The organism is Fictibacillus sp. 26RED30 (assembly GCF_015903845.1).
In the GTDB taxonomy this organism is placed as follows: Bacteria; Bacillota; Bacilli; order Bacillales; family Fictibacillaceae; genus Fictibacillus; species Fictibacillus phosphorivorans.
This window is the reverse complement of record NZ_JACZDV010000001.1, coordinates 2083968-2107845: the sequence shown is the minus strand read 5'-3', so window position 1 is coordinate 2107845 and position 23878 is coordinate 2083968. Positions and strand designations below refer to the sequence as shown.

Here is a 23878-nt window from a genome sequence, read left to right as displayed (position 1 = left end):
GCAGGGCGTTTAAGCCTTGCATCCTTTTGTTATTCGATAATTCCATGACCGATGACTTTAACCTTAACTGAAGCGGTATAATCGATGTTTGGATACTCTTTGTTCCAATCTAATTTTTCCCATGTTGGGTTGTGAAATGCAATTAGCTTTCTGCCAACGCCAAATGTATCGCTGTTCATGTCTTGTAGTTTTTTAATAATGATGTTAGCATCCTTTGTTAGTGATTTGGTCAACGCGTTTTCGATATTTTGTATTTTCTTTTTTGAAGTGAGGTTGTCTCCAGGGTACTCTGTAATAACCACTTTCATATTGAGTTTAATATGTGCCGATATCTCACCATCAGGTGAAACATGCACATTGAACGTTCGTTTATTTCTCTTCACTTTTATCGAAGCATAGTTCAGAATCTTATCCTTATGTTTATCGGAAATCTTTTTTGTCAAAGACATAGAGATCGTCTTCTGTTTTCCGGTAAGCAACGTAAACAGTACCGCCTCAGCACCATGCATCTTACCTACCATCTCATAACCATGAAAAATTGCGATTCCATTCACTGAAACGGCATTCTTTTTGGGTACAAGATAAGGTAAAGCAAAATCCTGACCAGGATCAAACATTACTGGACATACGGTCTGAATGTTTTCCGCTGGCACTGTTGAAGCACCTTCTGCAGCACGAATTGATTCACTCAGATACTTACCAATTCCTATGGAGGATTTTGTTTCTTCAAACCTTGCACTGATCACATCTGATGCTTTGCCTTTCGCTACTGCTATCCGAGCATTAAGAGCTGACTTTGGATCTCGATAGAAGACATCTAAAATGTGATAAATGTCCTTCTTTGCTGCCTCTTCTCCTAACACGACAATTAAGTTTTTAGAAGCTTCCACTCTTTCGGAAACCTTTCTATCTAAACGTATTCGACTTTGTCTTGCCGTATTTCCCTTAGCGGAAAAAATCTCATTAAATACTTTCCCGGTCCCAGTGTCAGCACTCATTGCCTGCGGTACAGCTGCGGTTGTCAGGATCTTACCATCCTTCGTATAATCAAATCCTGCAGCTCGGATCAGCTTCGATTCGTTAAGCTGTGCTTGATCCCAGCAACCTGATAACAATACTAGGCAAGAAAAGAAAAGGAGTAATTTTTTTAGTATCATGTTGAAGCAGCTCCTTTTTCTTTTCTTTTCCTGATAATGGCGATCAGCAATAATAAGATTGGGAATAGAGCAGAAAAGATCATTGCTGTCATTCCGATTGTCTTGGACCACATTTGAACATCTAACTTACTTCCTGGTATTGAAGCTATTAAAGCACAAATGATACCTACATATGGTGCTGCAGATTTGTGATGGTGAAGCTTAAATAAGGTCTGAACGCCTTTTGCCGTAAAGAATAGATAACTGATCAAAGACGTTGTAACAGAAACGATCCATATCGTTAAAAAGATTAAGTCAGTACGTTCCAAGAATTTAAAAGAGAACGCTTTTAACATGTAAAGGACTGGTTCCGGTACGATTACAATCTCTGCAGGGTTAAAGAATATATAAGTTGTAAATGTTACAAAGCAATAAAAAAGAGTAACACATAGTGAGGTATACGACATCGCTTTTAGCTTACTAGTAGACTTTCCTTCCGTATAAGCTAAAAAGACTAAAGCGGTATCAAAGCCAAGTAATGCGATCACCGCATCAGTCGAAGTAGAGATAATGGTTTTAATACCAGTTGCTCCTACTGGAAAAGCGTAAAGAAGATGTACATCTGTATACGCGTAACCAACAAAGAAAAATAAGATGAGTAACAATGGTGAACAGAGCATTAAAAATCTTGCAATTTCTCTTGCTGTACATGTAATACAATAAACACAAGTGAGAGATAGGATAATGATGACTATGAATCGCGGCGTCTGAAAAAATATCCATTTTGATACAATGTTATTATAGAGAATTAAGATTACGATACATACTGAGAACAGATGAACGATAAAAAGAATATTTAATAGTAAACCGAGTTTAGTGCCTAAGATCTTAGGCATGAAATCAAAGATTGTCTGTTTTGGATACATCTCGCAGAGCTTCCAAATCGCAAGGATGGAAAACTGTATAAAAATACCTGCTAACAGTAGAGAAATCCATCCATCTGTCTTTGCTTTAGCAAATAACATGTATGGTAGTGAAAGGACTCCGACTCCGATCTGGGATTGTATGAGAACAAAGAACAGCTGTCTATGAGTAATTGTATGGCTGCTATTCATTGTTTTTCCCACTTTCTGGTGTGATTATCTTCATCTTTCTTTAACGGCTTAATATCTTCAGGGCGGGAGTTCATTTTGAAAAAGGGTAAACGAATGATTGTATCCTTTAAGTCTCCCATTCTAAATGGCGCAAGCGGTGCGAAATAAGGTGTTCCAAAAGAATAGAGACGACATAGATGAAAGAACATAATGATTAAACCAAAAATAATGCCTAGAAACCCGAAAGTTGCAGCAGCTACCATGAAAGGAAAACGTAGTAAACGAACAGCTAAGCTCATCTCGTTTGAAGGTACGGTGTAGGCAGCGATTGCCGTTGTAGCCACAACGATAATCATTAGGTTCGAGATCAGCCCAGCTTTAACTACCGCATCTCCAATAACTAAACCACCAACAATGGCAATGGTAGAACCAATTCTTGTAGGCAGACGGATTGCCGCTTCACGGATTAATTCAATCGTCAGCTCCATCACTAACGCTTCAAATAATGGTGGGTAAGGTATATTCTCTAGTGAACTCTTCATCAACAATACTAACGCAGATGGGATGACCTCAAAATGGAAGGAAACGACGGCAATATAAAAAGCCGGGAGTCCTATGGCAATGTAAAAGCTAAACAATCGGATCAGTCTATAAAAGCTTCCTAACATCCAGCGTTTGTTATAATCATCCGGTGTTTGATAGAAGATAAAAAAGTTTACGGGCGCAATGTTTACAGTCGGTGAACTATCATACAACAATGCTACTCTTCCTTCCATAAGGTTTGCAGCAACACGGTCAGGCCGCTCTGTACTTAAGGTTTGCGGAAACAGACTAAATGTTTTATCTTCTATGCTCTCCTCAATATTTCCCGGAGTCATAACAGCGTCAGCTTCTATTGAAGTAATTCTCCTTTCCATCTCATGTAGTAGTTCTGGATTTGCGATATCCGACATATAAAGCATGGCAACATTCGTATGTGTCTCTTTACCAACTTTTAAGTATTTTACAACCAACTTTTGACTTTTTAGCCGTTTCCTAATAAGAGCGATGTTCGTAGACATACTCTCAATAAAACCTTCGTGAGAACCGCGAATAACAGCTTCGTTATCTGGTTCGGAAATGTCTCGTTCTGTTTTAATCGGTGTGAATACTGAATAATAACAGGTTGTATCCTTTGTAAATATGATCGTATAAGATTGTAAGAGTAACTCTTGTATTTTGGTAAAGTCTGTTTGTTTCCTAAAATCAATATTGATTACTTTTTCGAATGTTCTAATGTCAATGTCTTTGTCCAGTTCAAATAAGGGATTAAGGATCAAATCCTGAATTCTTTGTTTATCGATGATAGAATCTAAAAATATTAAAGCAACGTTACTCTTATCAGAGGGCATTTCTATCCAATGCGTCTGCAAATCTTGTGATGAAGAAAAACTCTCCTCAATTTCAGCCAACAGTTGATTTATTGTCTTATTTTGATTGTTGCTCTTCTCCTGTTCAAACTGTGAATTTTGAGATGAATTTGTTCTAGCGGATGGATTAGGTTCTTGGTGTTTTTCTGTACTTTTTTGTTCTAGTAATTTTTTTGGTTTTTTAAAGAAAGTCATGATGTACATCATCCCGATTCGCAATAATTTGCTTTAGTTTTTGCTACCCTAATTTATTTATGCGGATAAGGTACTATTTTTCAAAAATGAGTCAGAAATTGTCATTATGAGTAAAAAATTGTGATAACATAGACAGAGATAAAGAGAGAAGGGGGCGGCACCATGACAGGAAGGGCACAATTTATTCCTGCTTTAACTAAGCCGAATACATATTTTGCGTTTTATAATGAATGGAAAGATAAAGAGGGTTTTTGGATCCGTTTTTTTGCTATATTAGTTGCTAGCGGGTTGCTGCATGCACTTTCTTTTTTTGCAGCGTTTCCATCGTTCAAAACTATTTCATTTGTAGAAACAGCTAAACTAAGTGGAGCGGAACTTGAGCTCTTGCGATACCTTATCGCTTTAGTAGGTGGTGCTTGGGGATTGATCGTACCATTCATAGTAATAAATTCAGGAGCATTATTTTTGTATGTTTTTTTTCGGGACATCGGATATAAAGCACTTTTTTATGTAATGACAGCGGTATATCTTTTATTTATTCTTGGGCTGCTATTCGAACTACCGATCCAGTTTGTAACAGGTGCTGAAGAAGTAGTTCAGCCTTTAGGTTTCGGTTTTGCTGGTGTACTATTCTTTAAGCATGGATTTTGGCAAGAATGTTTAAACGCCATCAATATCTTTACAATCTGGGGTTCTGTTGTTTTGTATTTTGCACTTCGACAATTATCGTTTAAAGAAAAGAATTACTGCCTGATTGTTACAATAGGATTTTTTGTTGTTTTCATTTTATTATCTTCACTATACGCTGCATTAACTAGTGGACAGCTGGTTTAAGGAGGAGACAAGCTTATGAATAAACTAAAATGGGTTGCTGCAGCTATTATGGTCATCCTCCTTGTCGTGATGAACATCGTGATTTTCGATAAAAAGGAATCAGCCGCAGTTGAAGCACCTAGAGTTGAAACGGGTCTATCTACACAGAAAGATTTTACAAAAAAACACGAAACAACAGGTGTTGCTCAGTCAAAGAACACATTTGAGATTTTTGAAAATGCATCCCTAGGCTCGATTAAAGAAATAATGGTATCAAAGGGGGAGACCGTTACATCTGGTCAAACTTTAATTACATATGAAAATGCAGAGATTGAAAAAGAACTTCGCAACTTGAAACGAGACCAAGAAGCAGCAGATGTTCGAAGCAGCCATTATTCTGGACAAATAAGTGAATGGAAAAGTGAACTCTCGGATTTTGATGAAGAAAAAGACAGCAAAGATGCTAAAGTACTTCTTCAAGAAAAATTAGCAGAAGCTGAGTTACAAAATGAGCTAGCTGAAAACGAAAGTTCCGTCTTATCAGATGAAATATCAGATCTAGAAAAACAGCTTGATGATCTTAGTGTAAAAAGTCCGGCTGACGGTGTAGTTTCAGAATTAAATGGTGTAGGCGATGATGAACCACTTCTATCCATTGTAGGGCAAGGAAACTTTGAACTTGTTTCTGACATCGATCAGAAAATGGCGTCTCTCGTGAAGACAGGAGACTCGGTTCTAATCAAGTCCAACGGTGAAAAGATGTTGAAGGGTACTGTTCAAACTGTATTACCAGCTGATCAGAATAATTTTAAGTTAACCGTTCTCGTAGAGGATGAAGCGGCTTGGGTTGAAGGACAAACTGCTCAGATCATCGTAACAGAAAAACTTGCAGAAAAAGCGATTAGTGTGCCAAAACAAGCAATCTTAAAAGATGATGGGAAAACGTATGTGTTAACGATTGTGAAAAACAAATTGTATAAGCTGAAGGTATCAGCGGGTCTTGAGCAAAAGGGTAATGTTCAAATTACCAAAGGACTTAAAAAGGGTCAGGTGGTCGTACTTAATCCTTCTCCTGTTTTTGTTTCAGGGCAGCCGGTCTTAAAGAAGTAATTGCTATTTAGATCTTAAATTTTTACCAATAAAAAACAAGTGGGATTACACTAGTGTTACGTTTTTTTAGAAGAAAAAGGGTTTCGCAAGTATATTACTTGCGAAACCCTTGTTTTTTTACTTAGCTTTTTTTAGTTAGTGCCTTTAATCTTTTTCGTGCTAACTTTTAGGGATTGGAGTGGGAGTGGAAGGGTACTGACTCCTGCGGGACAAGTGGGACAGGTGAGACCACTAAAGGCGTGTAGCGGCAGGGGGCTCACCGCCCGCCCCGCGGAAAGCATGTACCCTGAAACGGAGATCCCCGCTTTCACAATTTACGAATTTTTTGTTAACAATGACTTTTTAGATGTTGTGAACACTTTTGTTACTTGTTGTTTAGGATCAAATAATGCGATGAGCAAGAAATCTTTTTCACCTTTTGGCTCTAGCTGATCTGATAGTGGGTCGATTGCTGTTTCTGTGACAAAAGCGTGTTTATGCATATCTTTTTCAGAAAGAGCTGGAAACCCATCGATCATTTCAGGGTATTGAGAGAGCAGCGAAAGCACTCTAGATGTTTCTTCTTTGTTCTGTGTGTTCTCCCACCATGGTTTACGAGGTTTGAACTGTTGTCTTTCTAAATAATCAAGCTTCATCAGGCTTTCAGCAACAGGAAGTGCATGTGGTGCAGCTTCCGTTAAGAATGCGATCAAGCGCGTGTATAAGTCTTCTAATTGATGGCCGATTCTTGACCAACCGCGCGTTTCCCAATAAGTCCCGAATTCTTGGAAGAAATCAAAAGGCGATTGGAATACATGGTGTATCAGGTATTTAACGGTATGATCCATTCGATGGTCGTTCCAATATTTTTCTAATACGTCTTCAACTTGTTTGATACGAATAATCTCATCAAAAGTAAGAACATTGTTTCCTAAGATCTCATATGGAGAGTGATCCATATACACGTAGTCATGTTTTTCAGCTGTTAATCGTAGACCTGTCCCTCTTAACATCTTTAAGAAACCTAACTGAACTTCTTCGATGCCAAAAGCGAATACATCGTTAAATGTTTTTCTGAACGAGTTGTAGTCTTCCTCAGGCAATCCAGCGATTAAGTCCAGATGCTGAACGATCTTTCCGCCATCGCGCACAGTTGTTACCGTACGAGTCAGCTTTTCGAAATTCTGTCGGCGTTGTACCAGTTCGTTAACCGCGTCATTTGTAGATTGAACACCGATTTCAAAACGGAAGAGCCCTTTTGGTGCATGTTCGTTCAAGTAATCGATGACTTCTGGTCTCATGATATCTGCTGTGATCTCAAACTGAAAAACAACACCTGGTCTTCTGTTTTCGATCAAGAACGAGAACATATCGAGTGCATAATCTCTGCGAATGTTAAACGTTCTGTCCACAAACTTAATGATCTTTGCTCCGTTATCCATCAAAAAGATCAAATCATCTTTAACGAGTGTAGGGTCAAAATATCGAACACCAACTTCAATCGAAGACAAGCAAAACGCACATGAATAGGGACAGCCACGGCTTGTTTCAAAATAAGTGATCCTTTTTGATAGTGACTGGATATCTTCTTCGAAGCGGAAAGGTGATGGTACGGCCTTTAAGTCCAGTTTTTCACGCGGACCATTAATCTTTGGCTTTCCGTCTTTTCGATAAGCAAGACCAGCTACGGAATCAAATCCAGCACCGTTCTGAATTTGAGTCAACAAATGCTTAAATGTTTCCTCCCCTTCATTAACAACGATAAAATCCACTTCTGGAATGCTCTCGAGCCAATGCGCCACATCGTAAGATACTTCAGGTCCACCTAAGACAATCTTCGTTTCTGGCTTGATCTTTTTAAACATCTGAATTACTTTTATCGTCTCTTCAATGTTCCAAATATAGCAGCTGAATCCGAGAACATCAGGCTCTTGGCTGTAAAGATCAGTCACGATATTAAGAGAAGGATCCTTAATCGTGAACTCTCGAATCGTCACAGGGAAATCAGGCTCGCTATAGGCCTTTAAATAGCGCAGCGCAAGACACGTGTGTATATATTTAGCATTTAACGTACTTAGTACAGTTTTCATAATTTGATAACCTCATTACTGTTACCCATTCAATTGGGCGTTTTAGATGACAAACTATTTTACCATATTTTAAAAAGAATCAAAAATGACTATTGTGTTTTCATACAGCAAATTTCTTTACGGTACAAAGTCAGAACCTATATAGTAGTAATAATTACTTTGTAAGCGTTTGTTAAAAAGGAGGAATTCGTTATTGTGAAATGGGTTACAGCTGTTAGGAATGAAAAGACGTTTATAGGCATCGTAAAAGAAGAAAAGGTATTCAATTTAACAGCACTTGCTAAGAGCAGTGATGTGAAGTTTCCATCAACATTAATTGAAGCTATTTCACTTGGAGAATCAGTTTTTGAGCAAGTCGAGACTTTGATTCATTCTGATTCTGCACAGAACCATACATATGAGTTAAATGAAGTCCAGTTAAAATCACCTATCCCGCGTCCATGGAAAAATGTATTCTGTATCGGGAAAAATTATCGCGATCATGCGATAGAGATGGGAAGCGAAGCAGACATTCCTGAAGATATCATGGTATTTTCAAAAGCTCCTACGTCTGTGATCGGTCATGGAGATGGTATTCCAAATCACTCGTCTATAACCAATCAGCTTGACTATGAAGGTGAACTTGCCGTAATTATCGGCAAAACGGGTACAGGTATAAAGAAAGAGAACGCGATGGATCACGTTTTCGGCTATACCATCATCAACGATATTACAGCACGTGATCTTCAGAAGAAGCATAAGCAATTTTTGCTCGGGAAAAGTTTGAATGGAACTTGCCCGATGGGTCCATGGATTGTTCATCATTCTGATGTACCAAACCCGGAAAACCTATCGATCGTTACAAAAGTAAACGGAGAAGTAAGGCAGAACGGAAACACATCTGATTTTATCTTTGATATACCGACGATGATCACTGAGCTTTCAAAGGGCATGACGCTTGAAGCGGGAGATATTATCGCAACAGGTACACCTGCTGGAGTAGGTAAAGGAATGAAGCCACCTGTTTTTTTAAAGCCAAGAGATATTATCGAGATTACAATTGAAGGAATCGGGACACTTCGTAATGAAATAGTAGAATGAAGTCGAATTAACTAGTTACATAGAGGAGGAATTCACATGGAAAAGCTGCTTTATATTAACGGTTCATGGACAGGAGATTCTCTCGAAAAAATAGAGGTTTACAACCCTGCTAACGGTGAAGTGGTAGGAACTGTGGCATCTTGTGGAAAAGAAGAAACAGATGCTGCAATTGATGCAGCTCACAAAGCATTTCCGAGCTGGTCTAAGTTAACAGCTTATGAACGCGCTGACTATCTTATGAAACTGCATGACTTAATGATCGAACAAAAAGAAGAATTAGCAGAACTAATGACGCTTGAGATGGGAAAACCGTTAAAAGAATCTGTAGGCGAAGTGATGTATGCTGCCTCCTTTATTAAGTGGTATGCAGAAGAAGGGAAGCGCATCTACGGCCGTACGATTCCTTCAAGTGCAGAAAATAAAAGAATGCAAGTATTACGTCAACCTGTTGGGGTGGTAGCGGCCATCACGCCATGGAACTTTCCAGCAGCAATGATTACAAGAAAGCTCGGTCCAGCGCTCGCAGCAGGTTGTACGTTTATTGTGAAGCCACCAAAAGAAACACCATTAACTGCGATTAAATTAGTAGAATTAGCAGATCAAGCAGGCTTTCCAAAAGGTGTAATCAATCTCGTAACAGGATCTTCTTCAGTGATCGGCAAAGCGATTATGGATTCTGAGAAAGTTCGAAAAGTGACCTTTACAGGCTCTACAGAGATCGGTAAGAAATTGATCGAGCAAAGTGCCGCAACTGTGAAGAACGTTTCTATGGAACTAGGAGGACATGCTCCAGCAGTTGTACTAGAGGATGCAGACATAAAAAAAGCAGTAGCTGGTATTGTAACTTCTAAGTTTCGTAACGCAGGTCAAACGTGTATTTGTATCAACCGAGTATACGTGCAAGAAAGTGTTTATGAAGAGTTTGTAGAACGAGTAGCTGCTGAAGCAAAGAAACTAAAAGTAGGAAACGGTTTAGAAGAAGGTACAGATATCGGTCCGATCATCAACAAAGACGGATATGAAAAAATCTCCGAGCACGTGGAGAATGCTGTTTCAAATGGTGCAGAGTGTGTAACAGGAGGAAAAGGAAGAGCAGATAACGGGGGGTATTATTACGAGCCGACAGTCTTAAAGAATGTTTCACAAGATATGCTGATCATGAATGAAGAAACGTTCGGTCCAGTCATTCCAATTCACAAGATCAGCAGTGTTGAAGAAGGTATTCGTCTCGCAAACACGAGTCCGTTTGGTTTAGCCGCATATGTTTATACAGAGAGCATGTCCAAAGGAACTCAAGTTGTTGAAGGACTAGATTATGGAATCATCGGCTGGAACGATGGTGTTCCTTCCGCTGCACAAGCACCTTTCGGGGGGATGAAAGAGAGCGGTCTTGGTCGTGAAGGTGGCGTAGAAGGTATGGAAGCTTATCTGGAAACGAAGTACGTAAGTTTCGTATTATAAAATCTCTCTAAGAAACCAGGTGATTGTGAAATGGATCTAGGATTAAAAGGGAAAAATGTACTCGTCCTTGCTTCAAGTAAGGGGCTCGGAAAAGCTTGTGCATTGGAATTTGCCCGTGAAGGTGCGAACGTGATGTTGACAAGCCGAGATGAAGATCAGCTTTCTCTGACTGCAGAAGAGATAAAGCGTGAAACAGGTACGGATGTTCATTATAAAAAATGTGACATCACACAGCGTAATGAGATCGATGAACTCGTTGCAGCTGCCGTAGAGAAGTTTGGCAGTGTGGACGTGCTTGTGAACAATGCAGGTGGTCCTCCTGCTGGTAATTTTAATGATTTTGAGGATGAGCATTGGCAGGGAGCATTTGAGTTAACGTTGCTTAGCCTTGTACGTACCGTACGAGCCGTTACGCCTAATATGATTAAAAACGGAGGAGGACGCATCGTAAATATCGCTTCTTCGTCTTTTAAACAACCAATCGACGGACTCATCTTATCAAACACTTTTCGAACAGCTATTAATGGATTATCAAAGAGTCTTTCTCAAGAGTTGGGGAAAGACGGCATATTGATCAATACGATCGGACCGGGACGAATCGGAACAGATCGAGTAGGTGAATTAGATCAGATGATGGCTGATAAAAAAGGAGTTTCTGCTGAAGACGTTAGAACTTCCATGGAAAGCGGAATTCCACTTGGACGATACGGTAAACCTGCGGAATTTGCTAAGATGGTCGTATTCCTTTGCTCAGATGCAAACACGTATATAACAGGGCAGTCACTGCTGATCGATGGCGGTATGGTGAAAGCACTATAAAGGGAAGAAGCAGCTCATGGCTGCTTCTTTTTTTTGAGTTAAGTGAGGGGTATCAGATCCAGTATAGATGTCGATATTTGTAGACTCGTGGATAAACAGTGAAAACTTTTGGATTGAGAGCTAAAACTTCTGGATAAACCGCTAAAACTTTTGGATTGATCCAAAAAAGTTGTGGATTCATCTATTAAAAAGCGGATTAATACCCTAGTCCGTATATGAAATTGAGCTCAATTGTAGCCCTAAAAAAAGCTGACTCCAAAAAGAGTCAGCTCTCAATAAATCAAATTAAACAGAAAGTACGTTTTTAATGCGTTCGATCGCCCAATCTAGATCTTCATCAGAAATGATTAATGGCGGTGCGAAACGAATAACGTTTTCGTGTGTTTCTTTACATAACAAGCCTTGCTCTTTTAAGCGCTCACAATATGGACGAGCTGGTTCGTTCAGTTCAACACCAATGAACAGACCTTTACCGCGAACTTCTTTGATCACTGGATTATCAATCTTCTTTAACTCGCCTAAGAAATATTCACCCAGTTTAAGCGAACGCTCAACTAAGTTTTCTTCTACAAGCACGTCTACAGAAGCGACTGATACCGCACAAGAAAGCGGGTTTCCTCCAAAAGTTGATCCGTGTGATCCAGGATTGAACACGCCAAGTACTTCACGGTTTGCTGCTACACAAGAGATTGGCATTACGCCGCCGCCAAGTGCTTTTCCTAAGATGTACATGTCTGGCTCGATCTCTTCCCAGTCACAAGCAAACATTTTGCCAGAACGGCCAAGTCCAGATTGAATCTCGTCTGCAACAAAGAGTACATTTTCAGACTTACAAACGTCAAGCGCTTCTTTCAAGAAACCTTCACGTGGAATAACGATTCCTGCTTCACCTTGGATTGGCTCTAGAATGAATGCAGCGGTATTAGGTGTAATAGCTGCTTTCAGGGCGTCTAAGTCACCGTAAGGAATCACTTTGATTCCTGGTAGCATAGGACCGAACCCACGTTGGTAATCAGGATCAGATGACATCGAAACGGCAGTCATCGTGCGTCCATGGAAGTTTCCTTCACATACGATGATCTCTGCTTGATTATCCGCAACACCTTTAACATCATATGCCCAGCGGCGAACAGCCTTAATAGCTGTTTCAACAGCTTCTGCACCGGTGTTCATCGGTAACACCATATCTTTTTTTGTTAGACTTGATACTTTTTCATAAAAGTCACCAAGCTGATCGTTATGAAATGCGCGTGATGTTAATGTAACTTTGTCTGCTTGGTCTTTTAGTGCTTGGATGATCTTAGGGTGGCGGTGACCTTGGTTTACCGCAGAATATGCACTAAGCATGTCCATGTAGCGGTTACCTTCAGGATCTGTTACCCACACACCTTCAGCTACCGAGATAACGATAGGAAGCGGATGATAGTTTTGTGCACCATATTGTTCCGTTTTAGAAATTACAGTTTCCGTATTTCTCGTTTCTGTCTGTTTCAAAGGAAACACCTCTATTCTGCAAGATTTCTCACATTGCTATTATAGCAATGAAAGTGCTTACTTTACAGAGGGAACTCTTTTGATTGCCTAGTTCATAGCAGTTCATGGTATAGTAATATGGAGAATTATACATAGGAGGATATATTTATGATTCATGCTCATGTAACATCGTGGTTTCTGGCATTAATTTTGTTTTTTGTAACGTATATGCTATACAAAAAAAATGCAGGAAAAAAATCAAAAATTTTGCATATGATTCTGCGCGTTCTGTACTTAGCGATTCTGGCAACAGGTGGTCACATGCTTGCTGGTTATTTAACCGATCCAGGAATTGTTAATCAAGGGCCGATAATTATTAAAGGAACTTTAGGAGTAGTCCTCATTGGTTTAATGGAAATCATCCTTGTTCAAAGAAAACGTGGTGAAAGCCGCCTGCTCAATTGGGTGTTTTTCTGGATTACTTTATTGTTAGTACTATTTTACGGTTATTCCGTACTTGGTTAATGCGTTTTAAGCCGCCCTTGCAGGACGGCTTTTTTTATTGGATAAAATAACCAATCTTTGTTTTGTTAACAATGCCTCCTGTACACCGATATAAATGATAGCAAGTATCACTTTATAAATTGGTTCATTGGACAGATGAGGTGTAAGAATGAAAGAGATGGATGAATATTTAGCGCTATCTCATTTAATCAAGATGAATACGAAAGAGATGGAAGAGCTTAGTGATAATCTAATTGAATCTGAACAACGTTATAAATCGTTGTTCAATCATAATCCTGATATGATCTATTCTATGGATCTACAAGGTTATATAACGAGTGTAAACCATGCGCTCGTTCAGTCTTTAGCATATTCAGAAGAAGAGTTACTCTCAACCCACGCTCTGCAATTTGTGTGCGATGAAGATCATAAACGGGTTGTTGAACACTTCAGGCTAGCCGTACATGATAAACCGCAAAATTTTATAGCGAGTATCAAGAAAAAAGATGGAGGACACATTTTAAGCAGCATCACAAACATTCCAATCGTCGTAAACGATCAAGTAGTTGGTGTATATGGGATCGGAAAGAACATTACCTGGCAGCAAAAAGCGGAAGAAGAGATCGAACAGCTAGCGTTCCACGATTCGTTAACCGGTTTACCGAACAGAAGTTTATTTGAAAAAAGGCTGAGAGAACTCGTTTCTGAAAGTGATTCTGGAACCCACTTATTAGCTGTGATGTTTGTGGATATTGATCATTTTAAGATCATAAATGAGAGTTTTGGTCACCATATCGGAGACGTTGTGTTGAGGCATGTAAGCAATCAGCTTAGACAAGTAATCCATAGTCAAGATTTGCTATGCCGGTTCGCTGGGGACTTATTTACGTTAATCTTGACGATTGAAAAGCCAGCAGACGTGATTGATACAGCAGATCGGATAGAAGAAGCACTTCAATTGCCGATCTATCTCGATGGCCAAGAGTATACGGTTAGTACGTCAATTGGGGTCAGCATCTACCCAAATGATAGCACGAGTGCCGATGTTCTCATTAAGAATGCCGACACCGCTCTTCATAAAGCAAAAGAAAAGGGCCGTGGGAAACGTGAATTCTTTACCGGTGATATGAACGCATTCACGCTTGAACGGCTCAAGCTAGAAGGCTTTTTGCGTAAGGCGGTTCAAAAGGGTGAGCTAGAACCCTATTTTCAACCTCAATTTTGTTTGAAAACGGAAATGGTCCTCGGATTTGAGGCGCTTGTAAGATGGAATCATCCTGACTTAGGTCTGGTATCTCCGATGCAGTTCATACCTTTAGCTGAAGAGATCGGACTTATTGATGAGATCGGTCGGTTTGTTCTATTCGAGTCTTGTAAGCAGCTAAAAAGATGGCATGATGATGGCGCGCCTCATCTTTCTATCTCTGTAAATGTTTCAGGCAGACAGTTTCAAAGGTTGTCATTTGTATATGAAGTAAAAGAAGCGATAGAAACAGCAGGAATATCAGCTGAATATTTACACCTAGAATTAACAGAGAGTACAATGATACAAAACGTCCAATACAGCATCAGCATCATGCAAGAATTAAGAGAGCTAGGTGTTCGTTTATCGATCGACGACTTTGGTACAGGTTACAGTTCTCTTAGTTATTTAAAAGATTTTCCGGTCGATTATTTAAAAATTGATCAAAGCTTTATCAGACATCTTAGTGATGACTTTTTTAATACGAGTGATGCAGCAATCATAAAAGCGATCATCATGATGTGTGAAGGTCTTTCTCTTTCTACAGTGGCAGAAGGTGTAGAAACATATGAACAGATGAAATTACTTCAAGAATATGGCTGTCATACAGCACAAGGCTATATAATCAGTAAGCCTATGCCTGCTTATGAAGCGAGTGAGTTCTTAAAGAAGTTTCTTGCAGAAAAAAACAGCACAACTCCGTAAAGGAAGTGCTGTTTTTGTTCGTGCTATTTTTTCTTTTCATAATACATAAATGCTAGGGCACCAATCAGTATAGAACCTTTTACGATATCTTGTGCATAGTACGGAACGTTTAACATCGTTAAACCATTTAGTAGTATACCGATCAAAACAGCACCAACAAAAGTGCCGATCACATTCGGTTTCCCTGCACCAAATACGGAAAAGCCAATAAATGCAGCTGCAACACCGTCCATCAACAAAGGAGCACCAGCAGAAACTTGGCCGGTTCCGATTCGTGCCGCTAATAGAATACCAGCAAGAGTGGCAAAGAATGCAGATAAAAGATAAGCATACATCTTGTAACGCTGAACAGGGACACCAGATAGACGAGCTGCTTCTTCATTTCCACCTGTAATATACAATAATCTTCCAAACCGAGTCTGCTGTAGAATGATATGAACGACAATAACGGCGATCAGCATGATAATGACGGGAACTGGAACCGACCATATTTCACCTTGACCGATAAATAAGAAAGAAGGAAGAAAAACCCCAGGAGCTGTTCCACCTTCTGACAAAGGCATGTTGTTGTAGATCGAAAATCCTTTTGTGAAGGTAAGGTGCAATCCATTGATTATATACATAACTGCAAGAGTTGCGAGCAGATCTGGAAGTCTTACTTTTACAACGAAGAACGAGTTTAATAGTCCTACTAATAAACCGATAGCAATAGGAATGAGAATGGCGATAATCGTTTCTTGGCGATACAGAACAAGAGCCGCAGCACTCGTAACGGTCGCAAGGCTTGCCGTTGATCCAACAGAAAGGTCAAAGCCACCAACGATTAAAGAGATGGTTACACCGATCGCAAGCAATGTAATAATGGAAACAGAGCGTAAAATATCCGTAAAGTTTTGATAGCTTAAGAACTTGTCGTTTGCTAGACTAAAGCCGATTACGGTTAATAATATGACAAGAAGCGTGCCGTATCGGTAAAGAAAAGGAAAGACCTTTTCTTGAAGTGAGAGTTTAGTAGTGTTTATGTCGTTCTCTACATGTTCTTTATGAACGTACTGTGCCATAATGACCTCCAGTTGCATAGTGCATAATTTTTTCAGTGGTAGCTTCGTGTTTGTTTAATTCTCCAGCAATATTACCATCGTACATAATGAGGATCCGGTCACAAAAAGCGAGTAGTTCTTGTATCTCACTCGTGAAATAGAGAATTCCTTTTTTGTTTGCAGCTAAGTTTTTGATGCATTGAAACACATCTTGCTTAGCACCAACATCGATTCCTTTTGTCGGCTCATCGAAAATAAATACATCTCCGTCCGTAAGAAGCCATTTACCGATCGAAGCTTTTTGCTGATTACCTCCGCTTAAATGGTTCAGAAGAAGAGACGATTTTTGTGTCTTGATACCGAGCTGTTTGATCCATTTCTCAGCTTCTGTTTTTTCGCGTTTTCTTTGGATAAACCCAAACTTGGTAAACTGTTTTAAGACGGGTAGTGTTAAGTTCTCAATCACATTGTAATCCACGAGTATCCCTTCTTTACGGCGTTCTTCTGGAACAAAACCGATACCAGCAGAAATGGCTTTTTGAGGGTTAGAGATTCTAACTTTTTTTCCTTTCATGTAAATAGAGTCTCTAGAGGGATCTGCACCAAATAATGCTCTCGCCGTTTCGGTCTTTCCTGCACCTACTAATCCGGCAACTCCAACAATTTCACCTTCTCGAACGGAAAAAGATACAGATTCATTGGTAGCAGGAACACTGAAATGTTTGGCTTCTAAAAGGGTAGCGCCTAGTATTCTGTCTTCTTCATCGTTTAAGAGTTCAACCAATTCATTGCCTAGCATCGCGCGAACTATTTCTTCAGAAGAGCAGTCAGACGTTTCTTTTTGAAGCGTCACATACCCATCTTTTAAGACGGTTACTCTAGTCGACAACTCCATGACTTCAGGTAAACGGTGTGAAATATAGATAATGCCAACACCTTGCTTTTGAAGTTCACGAAGTACAGAGAAAAGATGCTGAGCTTCTTTCGTACTAAGTGCGGCTGTAGGTTCATCAAGAATAATAAAAGATATATTCCGAGAAATGGCTTTTGCAATGAGAACTAACTGTTTTTCAGCTAAAGAGCAATGAGAAAGAGGAAGGGCAGGGTCAATATGTAGACCAACTCTGTTCAAAAGCTCTTGGGCTACTTTATATCTTTTTTTCCAAGAAAAAAAAGCAGGTCCTGAGATAAAAGTATTCATTGTAACGTTCTCAGCGATACTTAATGAGGAAACGAGGGCGGTATCTACTTCTTGAACGACCATTTCAATGCCTGCTTCTTTTGCATGAGCTGGTGTTTTAATAATCAGCTCTTTTTCATTCAATGTGATAACACCGCCATCCCGTTCATAATCACCAGACAGTATTTTCATAAGGGTACTTTTACCTGCACCATTGGCTCCTAAAAGAGCATGGACCTCACCGCTTTTTACGGTAAAGTCCACCCCTTTTAATACAATCTGTTCACCAAATGATTTTTGTATAGAAGTTAATGAAAGTATCGTCATTGTTTGGTATCCTTACTTAAGTTTTCCATCCATGGAGATGTTCCCGCGTCAGATTTGCCCCATCCTTCCACGTACTTACCGATTTCATCCATGGATACCTTAGATTTTGGCAGATCCTCTTTTTCAACAAGGTGAGGCTGTACACTATAGATCTGAGGTGTTTCTTCACCGGCTACTTTTTGGTAGAGAAAGCGTACTTGCAGCTTTCCAACGTCAGCAGGATCTGTTGCTGCTGTTGAAACCCATGGACTGTTTTCTTCTTGCATCAGTTGTAGATCTTCGTCACTTAAGTCGATTCCATATACTTTAATCTCGTCACGTCCAGCTTGTTGGATCGCACGCGTTACGCCTTTAGCAAATTCGTCCCAAGGAGCGAATACAGCGTCAATATCACCTTTTTTCGGATATTTCTGTAGTAAAGCTTCCATTTGTGACTGTGTATCAAGTGCAGTGTTTTGTGTCGCTGTACCGAATCGAGCGATTTCTTTAATAGAAGGATAACGTTTCTTAAAAGCTTCATACATAACGTTTCTTCGTTCCATCGGTGTAAAACCGCCTACCCAAACGTATACGATCTCACCTTTACCATTTAAGTCTTGGGCCATGCTTCGTAAAGCATTCCAAGAAAGGCTATAGTCATCCTGATCGATGACAGTTACTCCTGGAATGTTGATATCACTATCAAAAGCGACAACTGGTATTCCTGCTGCAACTGCTTTTTTCACACTTGGAGCGATCGCATCTGCACGACCATGATCGATTAGTATTCCATCAACTTGTTGGTTAACGGCTGTTTCAACATATGCTGCCATTTTTGAAAGATCGTTATCAGCGTTATAAATTTGCACTTCACCGCCAAACTCTTCCACTTGCTTTTTAACGCCACTAATATATTGAGAAGAAAAAGTACCGATAGAGAACTGATTAATTGAAGCGATCTTTAAAGGCTTCTGAAGTTGTTTTGGAACTTTGCTTGACGTTGAAGCAGTTTTTGTAGAATTTGATTGTGACTCATTTGCTGCAGCAGGTTTTGTTTCTGTCTTATTGGAAAGAGCATCTTGCTCATTGGTACATCCTGTTAAGAACAAGGCTGATGTTAGGCAAGCGGTTGCCAAGATTCTAAAAGGTCTCAATGCTTTTCTTCCTCCTTAAGTGTGGATAGTGCTTCTTTATAATTGCCATTGATGATTCCTTTTTCAGTTATGATCGCTGAGATGTATTCAGCGGGAGTTACATCGAAAGCGGGATTGAACACTTTTATTCCTTCTGGTGCAATGCGAACACCGTTTAGATGCGTGACTTCTTCTTCCGGACGTTCTTCGATCGGAATATCATCACCGCTTGTTGTACTGAGATCTAAGGTAGAAAGAGGACAAGCGACATAAAAGGGAATACCAAGCGCTTTTGCTTGTAGCGCAAGACCAAAAGTTCCGATTTTGTTAGCTGTATCGCCATTCGCTGCCACTCGGTCACATCCAACGATCACCGCTTTAATGTTCTTTGTTTTTAGCGTGTGGGCTGCCATATTATCTGTGATCAAGGTCACATCGATATCGTTTGCTTGCAGCTCCCATGCTGTTAAACGAGAACCTTGTAAAACAGGACGAGTTTCGTTCGCGTAAACAGAGAGGTTCCAGCCTTGTTCTTTAGCAAGATGAAAAGGAGCTAATGCTGTTCCATATTTGCTTGTCGCGATGGCACCTGCATTACAGATCGTCATGACAGCGTCTCCGTCTTGGAGAAGTGACAAAGCGTACTCACCGATCTTTCTGCATGTATTCTCGTCTTCTTCTTGAATTAAAAGTGATTCAGCTTCAATTCTACTTTTCGCCTCTTCTACTGAAGTTGATTGTTGAGCAGAAGCAACAACACGATCTAATGCCCAGAATAAATTGACAGCGGTAGGGCGGGAAGACGCTAAGTAATCTCTTTGTCTTTGCAATTTAGTTAAAAACGAGGAATGATCCACCTCTTTTTCAGAATTACTCCATAGTGCGAGTCCGAATGCAGCAGCGATTCCAATTGCTGGCGCGCCTCGAACTTTAAGCTTAGAAATTGCGTCCCATACGTGTTCAATCGTGGTTACATTTAAGTAAACCGTGTGATGGGGAAGTTGTTGTTGATCTAATATAAGAAGATGGTCACCTCTGTATCGAACAGAAGGAACCCATTTTTCTGCTACAGTCATCATTTAAGCACCTCTAATCCAGTCAGTAAGTTCTGTGATGTTTGTAAGTTTCCTTTGATTTTTAACAAGTTTTGCCCCTAACGCTAGTGCTGTTTTTTTATAAAAGAGCTCGACCTCTTTTTGGGGGATAGTGTCTAGATCAGCAACGTGTGCAAGTCCAATCGTTCTTCGAATAATCTCACAACCAGCAAAACCGATAGCTTCTTGGAAAGTCTTTTCCAAGAAATTATCAAGTACACCGTCGATCTTTGCAAAAGGATCAGTCGCTTTCTCGTTCCATAGTTGTGAGAACGTTTCTCTGTATGTTTCCCAAGTCTTTTCGATCGTTTGTAACAGGTAGGATTGTAAAGATTCGCGATGAAACGGCTCTTTTGCATGTGCATTCTGAGAAAGATGATTAAGAGCAAGGTTAGCTATGAAGTGAGCGATATCGAATCCGGCTGGCCCATAGAACGCAAACTCAGGATCGATCACTTTAGTAGAATCGCTTTTTACAAAAATACTTCCAGAATGTAGATCTCCATGAAGAAGAACTTCTGCTCTTGTTAAGAATGATAGTCGCAGTTGAGCTACCTCTTGTAAAAGCTCTTTGTCATTCCAAATTACATCAACTTCACTTTGGAGTTCAGCAGGGAAGTCATTTGTATCATGATTGAAGAATGGATCAGTGAACACTAAGTCTTCCGTGATCTTGCAAAGTTCAGGGTTTGAAAATTGTTTAACTTGTTCTTTTTTTTCAAAAGGATGCAGGTAGAAATCACTTGAATAAAAAGCAGTTTTAGCAGCAAATGTTCCAATGTCATCAGCAAGTTTGGGATAAATTTGACCATCAATAAGTCCTTTTCGAAGGATGACATGGTCAGACAAATCTTCCATAACTGTGACAGCAAGTGTTGAATCTGAAAATAAAACCTTCGGAACTAAGTGAGGAACGAATTCAGCTTCTTTTAATAACGCATCGCTCTCGATTCGTGCACGATCTAGTGTGAGAGGCCAGCTTTCTCCAACTACTTTTGCATAAGGAAGTGCTTGTTTAACGATTACAGCTTTTTTGGATAGTGCGCTTTCTATATGAAAGACAAGGTTTAAGTTGCCATCTCCAATCTCCCTAACATGCAGTTGGTCTTGTTCGGATGCATCAAAAAATGCTAAAGGTTTTACCACATCAAGGACTGTCAGTTCGTTTAACGGTTCATATATAGGTCTTACTTGTACGCTCATTTTTGTTCCCCCCGGAAAGTTTTTTACAAATAAAAAGAGCCTCTTTTCGTATAAGAAAAGAGGCTCGGAATGATGATTTCCCGCGCCTCTTATCTTAGCAAAACAAAATGTTTTGCCGGAATTAGCACCGTGCCATACGCTGAATTAATCAGCGGCTCCCCGTATAATGCGGGCGCCCCATCTTACAATGGTATTACGGTCGGTTGCTGGGTTTCATCGGGCCATATCCCTCCACCTGCTCTTGATAAGAGACCAAAATTATTCGTTTTGTTAATGCGTAACAATATTCACGCAATTCATAATCGTTATACTACAACGTTGAATGGAGATCTGTCAACACTAAATTTTCGAAATGGATTTAATACAGATCTGTTCGACGGTCGTTAAATACAGGAACCTTTACACGGACTTCGTCTACTAATTCAGGTGAGATCTCTGCTGTAAGGATCTCCTCTTCGTGCACAGATCCTTCAGCAATGATATCTCCCCATGGGTCGATAATTAGTGATTGACCAGCGAAGGTGTTTTTAGGGTCGCTTCCAACTCGGTTACAAGCAATAACGTAGCATTGATTCTCTATAGCACGTGCGATAAGCAATGCTCGCCAATGAGATTGTCTTTGAATCGGCCATTCGGCAGGAACGAACAATATTTTTGCCCCTTTTAAGAAAGGAGCACGGATCCATTCAGGAAAACGGATGTCATAACAGATAGCAAGAGTGGAGAGGTTACCGTCGATTGTAAACAGATTGCTATTACTGCCGGGGGAGATATATTTTTCCTCTTCCATAAGTGTAATGAGGTGAGCCTTTGAATAGGTGCCAACCTGTACACCGTTTCTGTTGTAAGTGAATGATGTATTGTAAACTGTGTTGCTTTTACGATACGCGATAGACCCACCGACAATATTAATATCCAGCTCTTTAGATAATCGACTTAACCATTCCTTTGCTTTTTTACCATCATGATCGCTAATCTCACCTAATCGGGTAAGATCATACCCAGTATCCCACAGTTCTGGTAGTACGATCGTATCAGGATTATGATGTTTAACGGCTTTACGAATTTTATTTTCGATGTGTTTATAATTTTCATCAGGTTTCCCATATTGAATGTCAACTTGTATGCAGGCAATTTTCATGATTGTACCCTCCAGGTTGTAAAAAAAGTCTTTACAGAATTTCCTTAAGCGTATAACATAACTGATTAGAATTTCAAGAACATTCAAATTAGACTGGAAGTGATCGTCGTGAAACGTTTTGAGCAGGCAGAAGTGATGGGGAAACTGCCAGAGCAATTTTTCGCCAAGCTTGTAAAAAAAGTATCTTACTATGTAGAGCAAGGCTTTGATGTTATTAATCTAGGACAAGGGAATCCTGATCAACCAACTCCACAGCATATTGTTGATGCATTAAAAGATGGAGCTGATAGACCTGATTTTCATAAGTATTCACCGTTTCGCGGACATGGATTTTTGAAGCAGGCAGCTGCCGATTTTTATAAACGAGAATATGGAGTAACACTCGATCCTGAGAAAGAAGTAGCCGTACTCTTTGGCGGGAAAGTAGGTTTAGTAGAGCTATCGCAGTGCTATTTAAATCAAGGAGATGTTGCACTCGTTCCAGACCCGGGATACCCTGATTATTGGTCAGGTGTTGCAATGGCTGGTGCTACTATGGAGACGATGCCCTTAAGAAAAGAAAATGACTTTCTCCCGAAGTATGATGAAATAGATAAAGAGGTACTGGAAAGAGCAAAGCTTATGTTCTTAAACTATCCGAACAACCCGACTGCAGGTGTTGCCACTGAATCCTTTTTTAAAGAAACAGTGGAACTCGCTAACAAACATGATATTCTCGTGTGCCATGATTTTGCTTATGGAGCAATCGGATTTGATGGACAAAAGCCGGTCAGTTTTCTACAGATAGAAGGAGCAAAGGACGTAGGTATAGAGATTTACACCCTTTCTAAAACGTATAACATGGCAGGATGGCGCGTTGGATTCGCGGTTGGAAACGAAACTGTTATTGAATCTATTAACCTTCTTCAAGATCATTTTTATGTAAGCTTGTTTGGAGCTGTCCAGCACGCAGCGGCTGAGGCATTGAACGGACCACAGCAATGTGTGGATGAACTGGTAGATACATATGAACGTCGCCGAAATGCATTCATCGGACGTTTGAACGAAAACGGCTGGAAGGTAGCATCGCCAAAAGGTTCATTTTTCTGCTGGCTGCCTGTACCTGAAGGGTATACTTCTGAAACTTTCGCAGACTATTTACTTGAGAAAGCACACGTCGTAGTCGCGCCAGGAATCGGATTCGGAAGCGAAGGCGATCGGTATGTACGTGCTGGCCTTTTAACGTCTGAAAAACGTTTGATTGAGGCTGCAGATCGAATTGCTAAATTAATTTAAACCACTCCTTTGAGAATTTATTGGTAACTAGTGTTTACCTCCACTGACATTTGATTGTAGTGCAAGATGGGAGACTCCTGGGGGACGAGTGTGGCAGGTGAGACCCTTAAGGGCGCAAAGCGGCAAGGGGCTCACCGCACGCCCCCCGGAAAGCGAGCATCTGGAACGGAAATCAAATCACTTTCAATACACTGAAGAAAGAAGATAGGGTTGACAGATCCTTCATACCCTGTCATAATCACAATTAAAATTATATTCTAACAATTTGCACTCTTATTAAGAGCAGGTGGAGGGACTAGCCCGATGAAACCCGGCAACCATTCAGTTAATTTTGCTTAACTGAAAACGGTGCTAATTCTTGCAGTCGAACGTTGACTGAGAGATAAGAGGAAGTG

General features: G+C 40.1%; 19 protein-coding genes and 2 riboswitches. Of the genes, 8 read left to right on the top strand and 11 right to left on the bottom strand.

The features are described 5' to 3' along the window. Positions 1-29: 29 nt before the first annotated feature. From IHV11_RS10770 to IHV11_RS10760, 3 genes are read right to left on the bottom strand one after another with little or no spacing between them, the layout of a single operon-like run. Entirely contained in the window at positions 30-1157 is a 1128-nt protein-coding gene (locus tag IHV11_RS10770) for a Ger(x)C family spore germination protein (RefSeq protein WP_197191309.1), read from the bottom strand. After that, positions 1154-2251 (bottom strand): GerAB/ArcD/ProY family transporter, encoded by a 1098-nt coding sequence (locus IHV11_RS10765; protein ID WP_197194600.1) that lies wholly within the window; start codon positions 2249-2251, stop codon positions 1154-1156. Before IHV11_RS10765 ends, IHV11_RS10770 begins: the two co-directional genes overlap by 4 nt. After that, entirely contained in the window at positions 2248-3834 is a 1587-nt protein-coding gene (locus IHV11_RS10760; protein ID WP_197194599.1) for a spore germination protein, read from the bottom strand. The genes IHV11_RS10765 and IHV11_RS10760 overlap by 4 nt, the downstream gene beginning before the upstream one ends. Positions 3835-3996: 162 nt before the next feature. Here IHV11_RS10760 and IHV11_RS10755 point away from each other — a divergent pair, with 162 nt between their 5' ends. Continuing rightward, positions 3997-4668 (top strand): hypothetical protein, encoded by a 672-nt coding sequence (locus IHV11_RS10755; RefSeq protein WP_197194598.1) that lies wholly within the window; start codon positions 3997-3999, stop codon positions 4666-4668. 15 nt (positions 4669-4683) lie between these two features. After that, positions 4684-5757 carry an efflux RND transporter periplasmic adaptor subunit gene (locus IHV11_RS10750; RefSeq protein WP_197194597.1) on the top strand — a complete coding sequence of 358 codons (1074 nt, stop codon included), beginning with the start codon at positions 4684-4686 and terminating at the stop codon, positions 5755-5757. A gap of 314 nt (positions 5758-6071) precedes the next feature. On the opposite strand, the gene IHV11_RS10745 is transcribed toward IHV11_RS10750, so the two are convergent. Continuing rightward, the gene (locus IHV11_RS10745) at positions 6072-7826 is read right to left on the bottom strand and encodes a B12-binding domain-containing radical SAM protein (RefSeq protein WP_197194596.1); all 1755 of its coding nucleotides are present in this window, start codon (positions 7824-7826) and stop codon (positions 6072-6074) included. 195 nt (positions 7827-8021) lie between these two features. Here IHV11_RS10745 and IHV11_RS10740 point away from each other — a divergent pair, with 195 nt between their 5' ends. Genes IHV11_RS10740 through IHV11_RS10730 form a run of 3 tightly spaced genes read left to right on the top strand, consistent with a single transcriptional unit; the run spans position 8022 to position 11186 of the window. Then, positions 8022-8906 (top strand): fumarylacetoacetate hydrolase family protein, encoded by an 885-nt coding sequence (locus IHV11_RS10740; RefSeq protein WP_197194595.1) that lies wholly within the window; start codon positions 8022-8024, stop codon positions 8904-8906. Positions 8907-8942: 36 nt separating this feature from the next. Next, positions 8943-10367, top strand: a complete 1425-nt coding sequence (locus IHV11_RS10735) for an NAD-dependent succinate-semialdehyde dehydrogenase (RefSeq protein ID WP_197194594.1) — start codon at positions 8943-8945, stop codon at positions 10365-10367. 30 nt (positions 10368-10397) lie between these two features. Continuing rightward, positions 10398-11186: an SDR family oxidoreductase gene (locus IHV11_RS10730; RefSeq protein ID WP_197194593.1), complete on the top strand. Its 789-nt coding sequence runs from the start codon at positions 10398-10400 to the stop codon at positions 11184-11186. A gap of 285 nt (positions 11187-11471) precedes the next feature. Here IHV11_RS10730 and IHV11_RS10725 read toward each other — a convergent pair whose 3' ends face one another. Then, positions 11472-12680, bottom strand: a complete 1209-nt coding sequence (locus IHV11_RS10725; RefSeq protein ID WP_197194592.1) for an ornithine--oxo-acid transaminase — start codon at positions 12678-12680, stop codon at positions 11472-11474. Between the two features lie 147 nt (positions 12681-12827). On the opposite strand from IHV11_RS10725, the gene IHV11_RS10720 reads away from it, so the two are divergent. Next, complete coding sequence (locus tag IHV11_RS10720; protein WP_066392958.1) at positions 12828-13184, top strand: DUF1516 family protein; 357 nt, start codon at positions 12828-12830, stop codon at positions 13182-13184. 148 nt (positions 13185-13332) lie between these two features. Then, complete coding sequence (locus IHV11_RS10715; RefSeq protein WP_197194591.1) at positions 13333-15111, top strand: sensor domain-containing protein; 1779 nt, start codon at positions 13333-13335, stop codon at positions 15109-15111. 23 nt (positions 15112-15134) lie between these two features. Here the strand turns inward: IHV11_RS10715 and IHV11_RS10710 are convergent, their stop codons facing one another. From IHV11_RS10710 to IHV11_RS10685, 6 genes are all read right to left on the bottom strand, one after another. Then, on the bottom strand, positions 15135-16172 hold the full coding sequence (locus tag IHV11_RS10710) for an ABC transporter permease (RefSeq protein WP_197127481.1): 1038 nt from the start codon (positions 16170-16172) through the stop codon (positions 15135-15137). Then, entirely contained in the window at positions 16153-17658 is a 1506-nt protein-coding gene (locus IHV11_RS10705; RefSeq protein WP_197194590.1) for a sugar ABC transporter ATP-binding protein, read from the bottom strand. The genes IHV11_RS10710 and IHV11_RS10705 overlap by 20 nt, the downstream gene beginning before the upstream one ends. Then, complete coding sequence (locus IHV11_RS10700; RefSeq protein ID WP_197194589.1) at positions 17655-18791, bottom strand: sugar ABC transporter substrate-binding protein; 1137 nt, start codon at positions 18789-18791, stop codon at positions 17655-17657. Before IHV11_RS10700 ends, IHV11_RS10705 begins: the two co-directional genes overlap by 4 nt. After that, positions 18788-19846 carry an S-methyl-5-thioribose-1-phosphate isomerase gene (mtnA, locus tag IHV11_RS10695; RefSeq protein ID WP_370568670.1) on the bottom strand — a complete coding sequence of 353 codons (1059 nt, stop codon included), beginning with the start codon at positions 19844-19846 and terminating at the stop codon, positions 18788-18790. The genes IHV11_RS10700 and mtnA overlap by 4 nt, the downstream gene beginning before the upstream one ends. A 3-nt stretch (positions 19847-19849) precedes the next feature. After that, positions 19850-21067, bottom strand: coding sequence for an S-methyl-5-thioribose kinase (mtnK, locus tag IHV11_RS10690; RefSeq protein ID WP_197194587.1), 1218 nt, complete (start codon positions 21065-21067; stop codon positions 19850-19852). Between the two features lie 86 nt (positions 21068-21153). After that, positions 21154-21318: riboswitch (SAM riboswitch) on the bottom strand. A 107-nt stretch (positions 21319-21425) separates the two neighbouring features. Continuing rightward, positions 21426-22295 carry a carbon-nitrogen family hydrolase gene (locus IHV11_RS10685; RefSeq protein ID WP_370568647.1) on the bottom strand — a complete coding sequence of 290 codons (870 nt, stop codon included), beginning with the start codon at positions 22293-22295 and terminating at the stop codon, positions 21426-21428. A 21-nt stretch (positions 22296-22316) separates the two neighbouring features. On the opposite strand from IHV11_RS10685, the gene IHV11_RS10680 reads away from it, so the two are divergent. Continuing rightward, the gene (locus IHV11_RS10680; protein ID WP_197194585.1) at positions 22317-23483 is read left to right on the top strand and encodes a pyridoxal phosphate-dependent aminotransferase; all 1167 of its coding nucleotides are present in this window, start codon (positions 22317-22319) and stop codon (positions 23481-23483) included. 270 nt (positions 23484-23753) lie between these two features. Further along, positions 23754-23872, top strand: a riboswitch (SAM riboswitch). Positions 23873-23878: the final 6 nt, after the last annotated feature.

Coding starts and splice junctions, on each gene's coding strand:
- IHV11_RS10730 (WP_197194593.1), top strand. CDS start 10,398: ATGGATCTAGGATTAAAAGGGAAAAATGTACTCGTCCTTGCTTCAAGT.
- IHV11_RS10745 (WP_197194596.1), bottom strand. CDS start 7,826: ATGAAAACTGTACTAAGTACGTTAAATGCTAAATATATACACACGTGT.
- mtnA (WP_370568670.1), bottom strand. CDS start 19,846: ATGACTGTAGCAGAAAAATGGGTTCCTTCTGTTCGATACAGAGGTGAC.
- IHV11_RS10760 (WP_197194599.1), bottom strand. CDS start 3,834: ATGACTTTCTTTAAAAAACCAAAAAAATTACTAGAACAAAAAAGTACA.
- IHV11_RS10755 (WP_197194598.1), top strand. CDS start 3,997: ATGACAGGAAGGGCACAATTTATTCCTGCTTTAACTAAGCCGAATACA.
- mtnK (WP_197194587.1), bottom strand. CDS start 21,067: ATGAGCGTACAAGTAAGACCTATATATGAACCGTTAAACGAACTGACA.
- IHV11_RS10765 (WP_197194600.1), bottom strand. CDS start 2,251: ATGAATAGCAGCCATACAATTACTCATAGACAGCTGTTCTTTGTTCTC.
- IHV11_RS10750 (WP_197194597.1), top strand. CDS start 4,684: ATGAATAAACTAAAATGGGTTGCTGCAGCTATTATGGTCATCCTCCTT.
- IHV11_RS10735 (WP_197194594.1), top strand. CDS start 8,943: ATGGAAAAGCTGCTTTATATTAACGGTTCATGGACAGGAGATTCTCTC.
- IHV11_RS10715 (WP_197194591.1), top strand. CDS start 13,333: ATGAAAGAGATGGATGAATATTTAGCGCTATCTCATTTAATCAAGATG.
- IHV11_RS10770 (WP_197191309.1), bottom strand. CDS start 1,157: ATGATACTAAAAAAATTACTCCTTTTCTTTTCTTGCCTAGTATTGTTA.
- IHV11_RS10720 (WP_066392958.1), top strand. CDS start 12,828: ATGATTCATGCTCATGTAACATCGTGGTTTCTGGCATTAATTTTGTTT.
- IHV11_RS10710 (WP_197127481.1), bottom strand. CDS start 16,172: ATGGCACAGTACGTTCATAAAGAACATGTAGAGAACGACATAAACACT.
- IHV11_RS10705 (WP_197194590.1), bottom strand. CDS start 17,658: ATGACGATACTTTCATTAACTTCTATACAAAAATCATTTGGTGAACAG.